The organism is Paenarthrobacter sp. Y-19 (assembly GCF_029223985.1).
In the GTDB taxonomy this organism is placed as follows: domain Bacteria; phylum Actinomycetota; class Actinomycetes; order Actinomycetales; family Micrococcaceae; genus Arthrobacter; species Arthrobacter nicotinovorans.
Genome location: NZ_CP119414.1, coordinates 3134864 through 3148601 on the forward strand (window position 1 = coordinate 3134864; position 13738 = coordinate 3148601).

The 13738-nt window shown below is 63.1% G+C and carries 15 protein-coding genes; 10 read left to right on the top strand and 5 right to left on the bottom strand.

The genetic code is table 11. The annotated features are described in order from the left end of the window. Position 1: 1 nt before the first annotated feature. Positions 2-739: a GAF and ANTAR domain-containing protein gene (locus tag PYR64_RS14640; RefSeq protein ID WP_018776902.1), complete on the top strand. Its 738-nt coding sequence runs from the start codon at positions 2-4 to the stop codon at positions 737-739. Between the two features lie 64 nt (positions 740-803). On the opposite strand, the gene PYR64_RS14645 is transcribed toward PYR64_RS14640, so the two are convergent. Next, a complete protein-coding gene (locus PYR64_RS14645) occupies positions 804-1202 on the bottom strand; it encodes an STAS/SEC14 domain-containing protein (RefSeq protein WP_275775949.1) in 399 nt (132 codons plus the stop codon). Positions 1203-1406: 204 nt separating this feature from the next. On the opposite strand from PYR64_RS14645, the gene PYR64_RS14650 reads away from it, so the two are divergent. The 4 genes from PYR64_RS14650 to PYR64_RS14665 all read left to right on the top strand — a co-directional run bounded on the left by PYR64_RS14650 (position 1407) and on the right by PYR64_RS14665 (position 3536). Continuing rightward, positions 1407-1988 carry a DUF1349 domain-containing protein gene (locus PYR64_RS14650; protein WP_275775952.1) on the top strand — a complete coding sequence of 194 codons (582 nt, stop codon included), beginning with the start codon at positions 1407-1409 and terminating at the stop codon, positions 1986-1988. Positions 1989-2153: 165 nt separating this feature from the next. Then, the gene (locus PYR64_RS14655; RefSeq protein WP_275775954.1) at positions 2154-2615 is read left to right on the top strand and encodes a hypothetical protein; all 462 of its coding nucleotides are present in this window, start codon (positions 2154-2156) and stop codon (positions 2613-2615) included. A 20-nt stretch (positions 2616-2635) separates the two neighbouring features. Then, positions 2636-3043 carry an ASCH domain-containing protein gene (locus PYR64_RS14660; protein ID WP_079580906.1) on the top strand — a complete coding sequence of 136 codons (408 nt, stop codon included), beginning with the start codon at positions 2636-2638 and terminating at the stop codon, positions 3041-3043. Positions 3044-3128: 85 nt separating this feature from the next. After that, complete coding sequence (locus tag PYR64_RS14665; RefSeq protein WP_018776907.1) at positions 3129-3536, top strand: MarR family transcriptional regulator; 408 nt, start codon at positions 3129-3131, stop codon at positions 3534-3536. 386 nt (positions 3537-3922) lie between these two features. Here the strand turns inward: PYR64_RS14665 and PYR64_RS14670 are convergent, their stop codons facing one another. Beyond that, on the bottom strand, positions 3923-5386 hold the full coding sequence (locus PYR64_RS14670; protein WP_275775957.1) for a protein adenylyltransferase SelO: 1464 nt from the start codon (positions 5384-5386) through the stop codon (positions 3923-3925). A 95-nt stretch (positions 5387-5481) separates the two neighbouring features. Between PYR64_RS14670 and PYR64_RS14675 the strand changes: the two genes are divergently transcribed. Continuing rightward, positions 5482-5733 carry a hypothetical protein gene (locus PYR64_RS14675; RefSeq protein WP_055971322.1) on the top strand — a complete coding sequence of 84 codons (252 nt, stop codon included), beginning with the start codon at positions 5482-5484 and terminating at the stop codon, positions 5731-5733. A gap of 79 nt (positions 5734-5812) precedes the next feature. Here the strand turns inward: PYR64_RS14675 and PYR64_RS14680 are convergent, their stop codons facing one another. Further along, positions 5813-6235, bottom strand: a complete 423-nt coding sequence (locus tag PYR64_RS14680; RefSeq protein ID WP_275775960.1) for a hypothetical protein — start codon at positions 6233-6235, stop codon at positions 5813-5815. Between the two features lie 298 nt (positions 6236-6533). Between PYR64_RS14680 and PYR64_RS14685 the strand changes: the two genes are divergently transcribed. Further along, positions 6534-8324 carry an NAD(P)/FAD-dependent oxidoreductase gene (locus tag PYR64_RS14685; protein ID WP_275775962.1) on the top strand — a complete coding sequence of 597 codons (1791 nt, stop codon included), beginning with the start codon at positions 6534-6536 and terminating at the stop codon, positions 8322-8324. 11 nt (positions 8325-8335) lie between these two features. After that, positions 8336-9391, top strand: a complete 1056-nt coding sequence (locus PYR64_RS14690; RefSeq protein WP_018776911.1) for a 2,3-butanediol dehydrogenase — start codon at positions 8336-8338, stop codon at positions 9389-9391. 48 nt (positions 9392-9439) lie between these two features. On the opposite strand, the gene PYR64_RS14695 is transcribed toward PYR64_RS14690, so the two are convergent. Beyond that, positions 9440-10321: a helix-turn-helix transcriptional regulator gene (locus PYR64_RS14695; protein WP_275775964.1), complete on the bottom strand. Its 882-nt coding sequence runs from the start codon at positions 10319-10321 to the stop codon at positions 9440-9442. A 101-nt stretch (positions 10322-10422) separates the two neighbouring features. On the opposite strand from PYR64_RS14695, the gene PYR64_RS14700 reads away from it, so the two are divergent. Beyond that, positions 10423-11310 (top strand): aldo/keto reductase, encoded by an 888-nt coding sequence (locus tag PYR64_RS14700; RefSeq protein ID WP_227453557.1) that lies wholly within the window; start codon positions 10423-10425, stop codon positions 11308-11310. A gap of 20 nt (positions 11311-11330) precedes the next feature. Beyond that, positions 11331-12353, top strand: a complete 1023-nt coding sequence (locus tag PYR64_RS14705; RefSeq protein ID WP_275775967.1) for an aldo/keto reductase — start codon at positions 11331-11333, stop codon at positions 12351-12353. 72 nt (positions 12354-12425) lie between these two features. On the opposite strand, the gene PYR64_RS14710 is transcribed toward PYR64_RS14705, so the two are convergent. Beyond that, on the bottom strand, positions 12426-13730 hold the full coding sequence (locus tag PYR64_RS14710; protein ID WP_275775969.1) for a helix-turn-helix domain-containing protein: 1305 nt from the start codon (positions 13728-13730) through the stop codon (positions 12426-12428). Between the last annotated feature and the right edge of the window lie 8 nt (positions 13731-13738).

Below are 13738 nucleotides of genomic sequence, written 5' to 3' on the forward strand. Positions count from 1 at the left end.
CATGGAGACCTTTGACCCTACCGAGCACATCCGCGGGCTCCACGAGCTGGTGGCTGGCTCCGCGGACATCAAGGCAATCCTCGATGGCCTGACCCGGTTCGCATCAACTGCCATCAGCCAAGCCAGCGGAGCCCGTATCGATTGTGCTGTGACACTTCGCCGGCGCAAACGCACAGCCACCGTTGCGGGCAGCAGTGAGAAGGCTGTGCACCTGGACCATATTGAACAAACCCTCAAGGAGGGTCCCTGCCTGGAAGCCCTGGACAAGGGGCGCCCGGTGCTGCTGGCCGACGTCGAAACTGACATCGACTGGCCCGAGTACAGCCGGCTCCTTGCAGCAGAAGGCGTCCACAGCGCCCTCGGGGTGCCTATGATGCTGGGCGAAACCTCGGAGGCAGTTCTGAACTTCTTCGCGCCGGCGCCGGGACTGTTCACCGAGGACGTCATCAGGGAGGCAACCGATTTCGCGGACGTTGCCGGAAGCACGTTGCGCCTTGCTATCCGGATCGAAGCCACAGAGCAGCTGAACACGGACCTGAAGGCTGCCATGGCCAGCAGAACAGTGATTGACCTTGCCTGCGGCGTGATCATGGCCCAGAACCGCTGTGGACACGACGAGGCGTTCCAGCTGTTGACCACCGCCTCCAGCCACCGAAACCAGAAACTCCGCGTCGTAGCCGAAGAGATTGTTGAAAGGGTAACCGGGAGCAGCGACGGAAAGCTCAACTTCGAGGACTGATAGGCACCACCGGATACCGGGGAGTGACATGCTGCGCGAGACCTATGCGGCACCTGGCCGAGGCTCAGACAGCGGCAGAAACAGACGTACCCTCAGCAGTGGAAGCTTCAGCCAGCCACCCCAACGCCTCCAGTCGCGACGTGAAAAACATGGTGGGGCACGGAACCTTGCTGGTGTGAAGCTGGTACTGGACCACGGTGCGGTCCACCGGGCTCTCTCCCAGTAACGCGATCCTGGACGCGGCGCACGGCTCCTCGAAGACCTCCCGCGCCCGACGGCTCAGGAACCCAGTGGCAGCCATGTCCACCAGCAGCGGGAGTTTCCGACCGTTCGCAAGTCTATTGACGGCATCCACGGCCGCACGGGCGTTCCCCGCTTCGATGCGCACGCCGTGGTTCCACACCAGATGCAGGACACCCTTTTCCAGACGGAGGACGCTGTCGTCCAACTCAATCTGTTCCATCCTGCACCTCCTACGTAACGGTCTCCGCCCCTGCGGTGATCCGCTGGACTTAGTAAAGAACAATTATCTGCCCTGCGCCCGAGTAATCGGTACTTGCCTTTTGCCTCCGTCGACACTAGGAGCTACCTACCCGTACCCGCGCAATTGGCACTGTCGTGCCATGTGTCAGAGTGGAGTCACTGATCGCGGGAAACAAGGAGCACTGTGAGTACGGAACTAGCGTGGAGCCGCGGCGAGTGGACCAACCAGCCGGCCGCCGTCGTCGAGCATGGAACTGACCTGCTGGTCACCGCAGCCGAAGGCAGCGACGCCTGGCGCGTCACCTCCTACGGTTTCGTGCACGACACCGAACACGCGCTGCTTGCCCCGTTTCCGCTGGACAGCGCCATGGAGGTTGAGTTCACCGCCGCGTTCTCGCAGCAGTTCGACCAGGCGGGGATTTTCGTCCGCGTCAGCGCCGGGCATTGGGTCAAGGCGGGCGTCGAATTCGCCGACGGCGCCGCTCAACTGGGCGCAGTGGTCACCGACCCTTTCTCGGACTGGTCTTTGGCGCCGGTCCCGGAATGGAACGGCGGCCGGGTACGTGTGCGCATCAGCCGCTCGGGCGACGCACTGACCATCCGGGCCGCGGCGGGGACCGGCCCGCTGCAACTGGTGCGCGTGGTCCCTTTCGCCCCGGAGCTGGCCGCCTTCGCCGGCCCATTCACCTGCGCCCCCACCCGCGCCGGACTCACCGTTCCGTTCCACTCCTGGCGGGTTACTCCCCCTGACAGCCAGCTCCACTGACGATTGGCTTGCGGGGTGGTCACTTCATGAGATTATGGAGACTTCCGCAGCTTGCCATCGACGGCGGCTGCAACACAGTCGGCTCCGTAACAGTCCTATGGGGGGCACATCACGGTGGAAGATACTGCAAGTCTTTGGCGTACTGACCCTTCGACATTCCGCGACGTGGTGATCGACCGCGCCGCACTGGAAGCTGCACTGGCCGGCGATTGTCCGCCCATGGAGCGCGTAAGGTACCTGGGCTTGCTCCGCCGGGACACCGAAGCCCTGGACGAAGGCTTCAAGCTTCTACCCGACTCCCCCGACCGCCGCGAGTTGCTGCTGATTCTCGCCCGGGTCTACCAACGGCAATACCGCTGGCACGATGCCGCAGTTCTTCACGAAAAGGCGCTCCGGACCGTGCGGACACCCGACGAGGAAGCCTACGTCCGCCACCACATTGGCCGCCGCCTGTTCGACGAAGCCCGTTTCCGTGCCGCTGCAGACGAGTTCCAGTGGGCCGCGGACCTCTACCGGGTGGCCGGCAACCTCGAAGCGGTGGAAGAGAACCGCCAGGCCATGCGCCGGGCCTTGCAAGTGCACAGCGACGAGCGCAGCGGCGGACGGCCGGCGTTCGAGCTCTCCTGACTTAGTGATTAGCTGTTCGTATGCATGAACAGCTCCCCATCGTTGAATTCGCCTTCCCCGGGCCACTTCGCGATCGCTTGGTCAGTGCGATCCTGGCTGGCCGCAAGACTGCTACGACTTCCCTTCTCCACGAATACGAGGTCGGCAACGAACCGCTGCCCGTTGTCGGGAACAGGGGTGCGGTCATCGATTCGGATGGACAGAGGGTGGCGGTGATTCACACTACCGCGGTCCGGATCGTCCCACTCCGCGATGTTCCGTTGGATCACGTGCTGGCCGAAGGAGAGGGGTACGTTACGGTCACAGATTGGCTGGTCGGCCACACCGAATTCTGGTCATCAGAGCCAATGAAGGCGGAGCTTGGCGAGGATTTCACCATCACCGACTCATCGCTTGTTGTACTTGAACAATTCAGGGTCGCCGGTTGACCACCGCCCTTACGTCCAACGGCTGATGTAGCATAGTAAGCAAGCTGACTATTTGCGATAGGCCGGGGGTGCCTGAATGCCTGATATGGACCGTTGGCCAACCAGCCGGTTGCTGTCTACGGCAGCGAGACTGGTGGAGCTGGCATGGAACGAAAAACTGCGCCCACTTGGCCTCACCTATCCGGCAGTGCTCACCCTCGATGCCGTGGCAACCGGTGGGCCCATCACCCCTGGAAAACTGGCCCAGAACGTCCGCGTGCAGGCGCAGACCATGGGCCCGCTCCTCAACAGGCTCGAAGCCCGCGGATACATCCTCAAAGAACCCAACCGCTTTGACCGACGCAGCCAACTGGTGTCGATCACCCCATTGGGCCTTGACCTGTTGGAACAGTCCCACGGCCAGGAAAACTCGGTGCTCTCCACCATCAATCTGGACTCCGAGGGACTCCGCGACGAACTCATGGCAATCGTGCGGGACACCCCCTTCCACTAGCTCTCAGGGGCCTGCGTAGACGGAACCCTCCGCGGCAAGGCAGTATGGAGTTAACGCTGATGAAGTCCGGCGCTAGAAAAGTTGTATCTCCACACCCCGGGCCAGCGTGACGTACTGCGATGCCCGGACCAAGCAAAAGGGCATCATGAGTGAACTTCGAATAGGCGACAGCCTCCCCGTAGACCTTCTTAGCTTCAGGGCAGCAGAATGCCTTGTATCAACAGGCGCGCCTGAATCAGAGGATGTCTGTGTTCTGGATGCAGGGCACACCGGCAACCACCTGGCTGCCGGTGCAGACATGGTAGTCAGGGCCGTCTGGAGCTAAAGGCAAAGGACAATGCCAAGGGGAAGCGACCCAGCCGGGTCGCTTCCCCTTGGCATTTAACCTACGTGCCGCAGAAAGTCCGGTACGGGCCGAAACTCTCAGGCGCCGGAGCCGCGAACTTCTCCAGTCCAGGGCGTTCCGAATAAGGCGAGCTGAGCGCCTCCAGCAGTTCCGCCGTCGGGCCCGTGTCCCCGTTCGTCGCAGCCGCGAGAGCTTCCTCCACAAGGTGGTTCCGCGGAATATAGACCGGGTTGACCCGGTCCATGGCATCAGCGTCGGGCTTCTGGGCCCGCCACCGCTCCAGCCAGTCGTCAAACGCCGGGAGATCGAGAAGCACGCCGCGGACGGGCTCGGCATCCCCGCGGGCCGCCTTGCCGAGGTTGCGGAAGAACGAGGTGTAATCGGCGCGCGCCTCCTGGACCAGCTTCAGCAGGTCATCCACCAAAGGCGAGGCAACGGCGTCGTCGATTCCCTCCGGAAGCCCCAGCTTGGCTTGCATGCCACTGAACCAGGCAGCGCTGTACTGCTGCCGGAAACCGCCGAGCGCTTCGACGGCGAGCGCCACCGCCTGCTCCTCGTCATCATGGATCAAAGGCACCAGCGATTCCGCGAACCGGGCCAGGTTCCACTCGGCCACCACCGGCTGGTTGCGGTAGGCGTACCGGCCCTGCTCATCGATGGAGCTGTACACCGCACCGGGATCGAACCCGTCCATGAAGGCGCATGGACCGTAATCGATGGTTTCGCCGGACACCGTCATGTTGTCCGTGTTCATGACGCCGTGGACGAAACCCACCAGCATCCACTGGGCTACAAGCCGCGCCTGGACCGCTATGACGCCCTTGAGCAGGGCGAGGTACGGATTGTCTTCAGTGCTCGACGACGGGTGGTGGCGTTCGATTGCATGGTCGGCCAGGCGGCGCAACAGTTCGATGTCGTTGCCGGCCCTCGCGTACTGAAAGCTGCCCACCCGGATGTGGCTGCTCGCCACGCGGGTGAGGACCGCGCCCGGGAGGACCGTGTCGCGCTGGACCGATAGGCCCGTGGCGACGACCGCCAAGGACCTGGTGGTCGGAATATTCAGGGCGTGCATCGCTTCACTGACGATGTACTCGCGCAGCATGGGTCCGACGACGGCCCGGCCATCGCCGTTCCGCGCGAATGGCGTCCGGCCGGAACCCTTCAAATGGACGTCGCGTAGCTTCCCGTCAGCGTCGGCGACCTCACCCAAAAGCAGTGCGCGCCCGTCCCCCAACCTGGGCGAATAAAAACCGAACTGGTGCCCGGAATACCCCTGTGCCACCGGGGTTGCATCCTCGGGGAGGGCGTTGCCGATCAGCAGCCGCACGCCCTCCGGGCTCCGCAGGAAACCAGGGGCAAAGCCAAGTTCGACGGCGAGTGGTTCATTGACCAGCAGAAGCTGCGGATCCGGGGCCTCCTCCGCCCGCCACGGAACAGCCAGCTCGGGGAAGTCGCGGGCGAAGTGGCCCTCGAAGGCAATGGTCGATTCGGCGGAGTGGCTCATCAATTAAGGATAGGGCGGTTTCGGGTGGGGGTGGTAAGGATGCTGAGCGACGCGGACTGCAAGACTCAGGGTGCACGCGGGTTATCCTTCAAACCGTGACTACTACAACCGACACCACCGAGACCGAGATTCAACGAAGGCTCGGCCAGTCTTATAAGAAGACCTCAATCATCCTGGGCGTCATCGGCATGTTCATCCTGGGAATTCCCTTGGGCATCGCGGCCTTTATCTTTGCCCGCAAAGCCGAGACCCAAGGCGTCAAGGCCACTGCTGGGATCGTGCTGGCTGTCCTTGATATCGTCCTGGCGATCGTGGTCATGGTAGTGCTCAAGCCGTTCAACATTTAGGCGGGGCGCATTCCCCTCCCTTCCGTCCTCTACGGCTGAAAGAGCGGGCCAACAGCGATTAACACCCGACAGCTCCGGCTCAAGGAATGGTGACTTGCTCGTCGACCCGCTCCGTGAACGGGAGCCTGTCCGGACAGGCCACGGATGCCATCACCGGCCCTCCGGGTTTTGCTGTGTATCGCACACACGCGCTGACAGTTCGCTGTTCAGCCCACCAACCCCCACTGGTGGTTAGGTGTTCGCGGAAGTACCGGTCGGCATGGAAGTTGCCGTCGGCCTCCCAACCGAACGAGTAAGTGACGCTGTTTCCCTGTAACTTTGAGCGCACGGCGTCCCTATCGGACGTATCCGTGGCCGCGGTAAACCCGATGAACCAGTCCATACCCTCTGCAGCGCGGTCCCGGATGGCGCTTCGTCCCAGTTCCTCGATGCCGGGCCGGGCACATGAGGACAAGGCCACCAGGATGACCATTGCGCAGCAAAGCGTCCAGCCACGTCTCATTCATTCCCCCAAAACTTATGAAACCCCAGCCTAACCCTGGGCGGGCACCAGCGGACGGTGACGCATCCGCCGTCGTACATTGCCGCCATCGATCGCTCCCCCGCGAGTCCCCTGGAACGTCGAGCGCCTGACCACGAAGCTGAAGAGCGAGTACTCCATTGTTGGAGGGTCGCTTTCACCCCCAACGTCCCGTGTAACCCTCTTGTAACCCCCTCCGCCCTTTACTTGTGACGTGGGCCACTTTCCAGCGAATGATGTGCCGGATGGTGTCCACTCGCAAGCAACGGAAAGAGGAATCATGCCTGACACACCCAACGGTGCTATGGAAACCTGGCTGGCGCAGTTCGACGCAGCCCTGCGCAGCCGGGACATCGAAGCAGCACTGGCGCTGTTTGATGACGAATCGTACTGGCGCGACTTCGTCTCCTTCACCTGGAACCTCAAGACCCTTGAGGGCAAGGCCGGGATCAAGGACATGCTGGAGGCCGTGCTCGGCGATGTCCAGCCATCCAACTGGGCCTTGGCCGAGGACGCCGCGGGCGACGCCATGAACCCCGAAGCCTGGGTCAATTTCGAGACCCTGCAAGGAAAGGGCTACGCACACCTGCGGCTCCGCAACGGAAAGTGCTGGACACTGCTGACAACCATGCAGGAGCTCAAAGGATACGAAGAAAAGAAGGGCCCCTACCGCGAACAAGGGGTGGCCCACAGTATCGAAAAAGGCAGGAAGTCCTGGCTGGAACGCAAAGAGGAAGAAGCTGCCAGGCTCGGCTATGAGGACCAGCCCTACGCCCTGGTCATTGGCGGCGGGCAGGGCGGCATCGGCCTCGGTGCACGGCTCCGGAGACTGGGCGTGCCCACCATTATTGTGGACAAGAACGCCCGTCCCGGCGACGCCTGGCGAAACCGGTACAAGTCCCTCCACCTGCACGACCCCGTCTGGTACGACCACCTGCCGTATCTGAACTTCCCCGACGACTGGCCGGTCTTCGCAGCCAAGGACAAGATCGGCGACTGGCTTGAGCACTACACCAGCATCATGGAGCTCAACTACTGGTCCAATACCGAATGCACCAAAGCCCGGTGGGATGAGGAAAGCGGTACGTGGGAGGTCACCGTCATCCGCGACGGCGAACGGGTCACCTTGCGTCCCCGGCAGCTTGTCTTCGCACTGGGCGTTTCCGGCTACCCCAACATCCCGGTCTTCGACGGCGCCGACTCCTTCCTTGGGGAGCAATACCACTCCTCCAAGCACCCCGGCGGTGGAGACTGGACCGGCAAGAAAGCTGTAGTGATCGGCTCCAACAATTCCGCCCACGATATCTGCGCGGACCTCTGGGAGCACGGAGCGGACGTGACCATGGTCCAACGTTCATCCACCCACATCGCCCGGAGCGAATCCCTGATGGACCTGGCCCTCGGCGATCTCTATTCCGAAAAAGCACTGGCCAGCGGAGTGACCACCGAGAAGGCCGACCTCCTCTTCGCTTCCCTGCCCTACCGCATCCTTCCGGAGGCCCAGGTGCCGGTGTACCAGGAAATGGCAAAGCGCGACGCCGGGTTCTACTCCCAGCTCGAAGCCGCCGGATTTGAGCTGGACTTCGGAGTGGACGGTTCCGGCCTGTTCCTCAAGTACCTGAGGCGCGGCTCCGGCTACTACATCGACGTCGGCGCATCGCAGCTGATCATCGACGGCCGCGTGAAGCTCGCCAACGGCCAGGTCAGCAAAATTACCGGCAACGCCGTGATCATGGACAACGGCGACGAACTCGAAGCCGACGTGATCATCTACGCAACCGGTTACGGCTCCATGAACGGCTGGCTCGCCGACCTCGTCTCACCCGAAGTGGCAGACCAAGTGGGCAAGTGCTGGGGGTACGGCTCCGACACCCCCAAAGACCCCGGGCCCTGGGAAGGAGAACTGCGCAATATGTGGAAACCCACCAACGTGGAGAACCTCTGGATCCACGGCGGAAACCTGCACCAAAGCCGGCACTACTCCAAGTACCTCGCCCTGCAGCTGAAAGCCCGGATGGAAGGGCTCCCCACCCCCGTGTACAGCCTGCAACCATCCCACCACACCCGCTGAAGGAGCCGATTATGAAAGCAGCAAGATTCCACGGCCGCAACGACATCAGGATCGACGACGTCCCGGAGCCGGAGGTGCGGCCCGGCACCGTCAAGATCCAAGTGGCCTGGTGCGGCATCTGCGGAACCGATCTCCACGAGTACTTGGAAGGGCCCATCTTTGTCCCTGCTCCCGGACACCCTCATCCCCTCTCGGGGGAAGAAGCCCCGGTGACCATGGGCCACGAATTCTCCGGAACAATCGTGGACGTTGGCGAGGGTGTCCAGGCGCTCTCGGTGGGCGACAACGTAGTCGTCGAACCCTATTTCGTGTGCGACGAGTGTCCGCCCTGCAAGGCGGGGAACTATCACCTCTGCACCAAAATGGGCTTCATCGGGCTCTCCGGCGGAGGTGGAGGCCTGGGCGGCATGGTGGTTGTGGACACCAGATGGGTCCACAAAGTCGGCAACATCCCGCTGGATCAAGCCGCCTTGATCGAGCCCCTGTCCGTGGCCCACCATGCGGTCGCCCGCAGCGGTGCCAAGCCCGGAGACGTTGCCTTGGTGGGTGGCTCAGGACCCATCGGGCTGCTGACGGCCGCTGTATTGAAAAGCCAGGGGGTCACCACGGTGATCAGCGAACTCAGTGCGGCCCGGAAAGACAAAGCCATCTCCAGCGGGGTGGCCGACTATGTCATCGACCCCGGCCAGGAGGATCTGCAGGCACGGCTGTTGGAGCTGACAGACGGCGTGGGCGCGGACGTGGCTTTCGAGTGCGCCGGAGTCAACGCGGTGCTGGATACGCTCCTGACGGCGGTGAAACCCGCAGGTGTGGTGGTGAACGTTTCCATTTGGGGCCGGCCGGCGACAGTGGACATGCAGAAGATCGTGCTGAAGGAGATCGATCTGCGCGGCACCATAGCCTACGTCCGGGACCATGCCGAGGCCATCAAGCTGGTCCAGGAGGGAAAGGTAAATCTGGAGCCCTTCATCACGGCGAGGATTGCGTTGGAAGACCTGGTGGAGCAAGGCTTCAATACGCTCATCCACCACAATGACACCGCGGTGAAGATCCTCGTCCATCCCTAGGTAGGTCCACCCCTGGGCATATCCGCCGGCGCCAGGAGCGCCGGCGGATTACTGCTCCTCGTTGACAGCCGCCTTGGTCGTTTCACGCTGGGTGGCGACCCAGCTGGCAAGTACTTTCAGGGCATCGGCGGAGGGCGTGTCTTCCTCGGCGGTGTAGACATTGATCCGCAGCCCTGGATCTGCCGCCAGTTCCAGGGCCTCGTAGCTGAGGTCCAGATCGCCCACGATGGGATGGTGGAGACGCTTGCGTCCGGTCCGGTGGTACTTCACATCGTGCCGGGCCCACCGCGTGCCGAACTCCTCACTGCGGGTCGAAAGCTCTCCGACGAGATCGCTGAGGTCTCTGTCGTAGGGGTTCCTGCCCGCGGCCGAGCGCAGTGCCGCGACGATGTCGTCAGCACTGCGCTCCCAATCGATGAAGAACTCACGGGCCTTCGGATTGAGGAACGTAAACCGGGCACTGTTCGGCGGACCGGGACGCTCAGCCATCATGTCCATGTAGAGAGCGCGGCCCAGTTCGTTGGACGCAAGGACATCACCGCGATCATTGCGGACCCAAGCCGGTGCCGAACTGATGGCATCAATGACGCGCTGCACGCTGGGACGCACCGTCCGGGGACTGCTCTTGCGGCGAACCCGCGGCGACGCCGCGGTGGAGCGGGCCAGGTCAAAAAGGTGGGCCGTCTCGGCGTCGTCAAGCTTCAAGGCCCGGGCGAGCGCCTCCAGGACGTTGTCCGAGGCGCCCGAGAGATTACCGCGCTCAAGCCTGATGTAGTAGTCAACGCTCATGCCGGCGAGCATCGCCACCTCTTCGCGGCGCAGTCCGGTCACCCGGCGCTTGCCTCCGTATGCGGGCAGGCCGGCCTCTTCCGGCGTGATCCGTGCACGGCGGGAGGTCAGGAATTTGCGAACGTCGTCGCTGAGTGTCATGGCTCTACGCTACGCGGGGCCAGCCCGGGGTGGGAGGCACTGACATTACCCTGAACAAGAGTTACTCCCGGAGTGCTTGGAAGTGCTGTTCCATGGGAAACATGAATACCGAACTTACTCTCAACAACGGCGTCACGATGCCCGCCCTGGGCCTGGGTGTCTTCCAAAGTCCCCCTGAGCAGACAACAGCGGCGGTGGAAGCTGCACTTGCCACCGGCTACCGGCACATCGACACGGCCGCTGCCTACGGCAACGAGCGGGAAGTCGGCGAAGGCATCCGCAACAGCGGCCTGGACCGGTCCGAGGTGTTCATCGAAACCAAGGTCTGGGTCAGCGACTACGGCTACGAGCAGACACGGCACGCCTGGGAGAAGGCCGCGGCCAAACTGGGCGTTGATTACCTCGACCTGCTGATCCTGCATCAGCCCGCTCCGGACCGCTTCGACAAGGTCATCGCCGCCTACAAAGCACTGGAGAGCCTGCTCGCCGAAGGAAAGGTGCGTGCCATCGGCGTCAGCAACTTCATGCCCCACCACCTGAAGCAGCTCCTGGCCGCAACGGACATCGTCCCCGCACTCAACCAGGTGGAGCTGCACCCGTACTTCATCCAAAGGGACGTCCAGGAAGCGGACGCGGAGCACGGCATACTCACCCAGGCCTGGTCACCGATCGGTGGCATCACGTTCTACCCCGGTTGGGGCGAAGCCCGCCGGAACGTCATGGAAGACCCCACCATTGCCGATGTTGCCCGCAAGCATGGCAAGAGTCCTGCCCAGGTCATGCTTCGCTGGCACCTGCAGCAGGGCCGGTCAGCCATTCCGAAATCGACCAACCCTGCACGCATCGCCGAGAACTTCGACGTCTTCGACTTCGAACTCAGCGCGGAAGAACTTGCCGCCATCGATGCCCTGGACACGGGCGTCCGCAATGGACCGGACCCTGACGTAGCCCGCGAAGAGCGCTTCGCCATGGTCATCCCCGAAGCCTAGAACCGAGCAAAGGAACCGCTATGGAATACCGTCTTCTGGGACGAACCGGCGTGAAGGTCAGCCCCCTGTGCCTGGGTGCCATGATGTTCGGCTCCTGGGGCAACAACGACCACGCCGACGCCATCCGCATCATTCACCGGGCCTTGGACGCCGGCATCAACTTCATCGACACCGCTGACGTCTATTCCGGTGGCACCTCTGAAGAAATCGTAGGGAAGGCAATCGAGGGCAGGCGGGACGACGTCTTTCTCGCCACCAAGTTCTTCATGCCCATGAACCCTGACGATCCCAACCAGAGTGGCGGTTCCCGCCGGTGGATCATCCGCGAGGTGGAGAACTCCCTGCGCCGCCTCAACACCGATTACATCGACCTGTACCAGGTCCATCGCCCCAGTCCCGACACCGATGTGGAGGAAACGCTGGGTGCCCTCACGGACCTGGTCCGGCAGGGCAAGGTCCGTTACATCGGCTCCTCGTCCTACTCAGGATCCCAAATCGTGGAGGCACAATGGGCGGCGCGGGAACGGAACCTGGAGCGCTTCGTCACCGAGCAACCGCCTTACTCGATTCTTGCGCGCGGGATAGAAGAAGACGTCCTTCCCACCGTCCAGCGCCATGGGATGGGCACTCTCAGCTACAGTCCCCTTGCCGGAGGTTGGCTTTCGGGTCGATGGCGGAAAGATTCAGCATCTTCGCCCACATCAAGTGCGCGTCCGAGCGCCAGGTTCGACATGACGAGGTTCGCGAACCAGCGCAAACTCGATCTCGTTGAAGACCTGGCGCAACTGGCCGAAGAGTCCGGGCTTAGCCTCATAGAGCTCGCCATTGCCTTTGTCATCAACCATCCCGGCATCACCTCCGCGATTGTTGGCCCGCGGACCATGGCACAGCTGGAGTCCTATCTTCCGGCGGCCTCAGTCGCCCTCACCGCAGACGTCCTGGACCGCATCGATGAGATCGTGGAACCCGGCGTCACGGTCAACCCGGACGACAACAGCTACGGCGCGCACGAACTCACACCCCGGGCGCGCAGGCGCCGCTGACAGGAACACGTCGACGACGGCGCTGCCCGCCTCACGCGGCGGGCGGCGTCGTCGTGCATTTTCCGGGTCCCGCTACGCCCGGAATTCGCGGTCGCGCCTGGCCATCCTCGCCTGCAGCATTCCGAGGCGGGGATCATTGCCGGCCGCTGCCTGCGCGGCAGCCAACGCTTCGAAATCGTCGGCCCCCATGTCGCTGGAGCCCCATTGCAGGATGAGGTCCTGGTCGCCGGTGGCGCGCACCGATGCGCTGATCGCTGCGTTGAGTTCGTCGCGGAGGAGCTCGATGGCAAGGTTTCCTGAGCGGGCAAGGAGCGGAGCCCTGTAAGCCTGGAGAGCTTCGGCGATGCGGGCCTTCCGCAGGTGTTCGGTCACGGTGGAGACGTCGGTTATCACCGTCAGTCCGGCCGCAAAGCGATAGGGGTTAGCCTCCAGGACATTCCCCAGGACGGCGCGGATCCGGTGCATCTCGGTGCGGACGGAAGCTGCGGCACCATCCTCGCCATGCACCTGGTAGGCCAACTCGTCAGCGCTCCAACCACCCGAACGTGAGGCAAGCAAAGCCAGGATTTCAGCACGCCGGAGCGTCAGCGGCAGCCGCACACCGCCGTCGACCTCTGCTGTCGGGGCGTCCCCCAACAAGTTCAGTTTCAGCGTTGCGGGTGTTCTTTTGTCTGCACGGGTGGGAGCCGCATGAGGTGTGCGCGGACCGGCGGTACGCAAAAGCTCCTCGGCCAGCCGGACGGCGCAACGCACCATGCGCAGGCTGTCCGGAGTTACCGAGTCGATGGGCCCGGATACATCCAGGATTCCGAGGATCCGGTTGCTGTGCGGGTCACGGATGGGAGACGCGGTGCAGGCCCACTCGTGATGGGAACGCACGAGGTGCTCGGCTGAAAGGAGCTGGGCCGGTGCCCCCGTAATCAGGGCCTCACTGATGGCATTGGTGCCGATCCCGGACTCTGACCAGTCCGCCCCTTCAACGAACTCCAATGAATCGGCCTGTCGAAGCGCATGGCTGCTGCCCACCCGCCACAGCACCTCACCCAGCTGGTCCGTGACGATCAGGAGGTGCCGGCCGTCAGCGGATTCGTCCGCAAGAAGTTGCGTGAGCGCCGGCATGACAGGGGCCAAGGGATGGCCGGCGCCGAGCTTGCGGGCATCCTCCACCTCGTGGCGACGCAGAGGACTGTGCCGCTCAGGATTGATCCCCAACGCCAAGGAGCGCTGCCAGGACTCCAGGAGGGACTGCGGGATGCGGGGATCAGGACGCCCGGAAATCGTGGCTTCGTGGGCTTTGCGAAGGATGCGGGCGTACTCCGACGGCGCGGAAAGCCTCAGACCATCCATGCGCGCTGCAGCGGCAGTGACACTTGGCATGCAGTTTC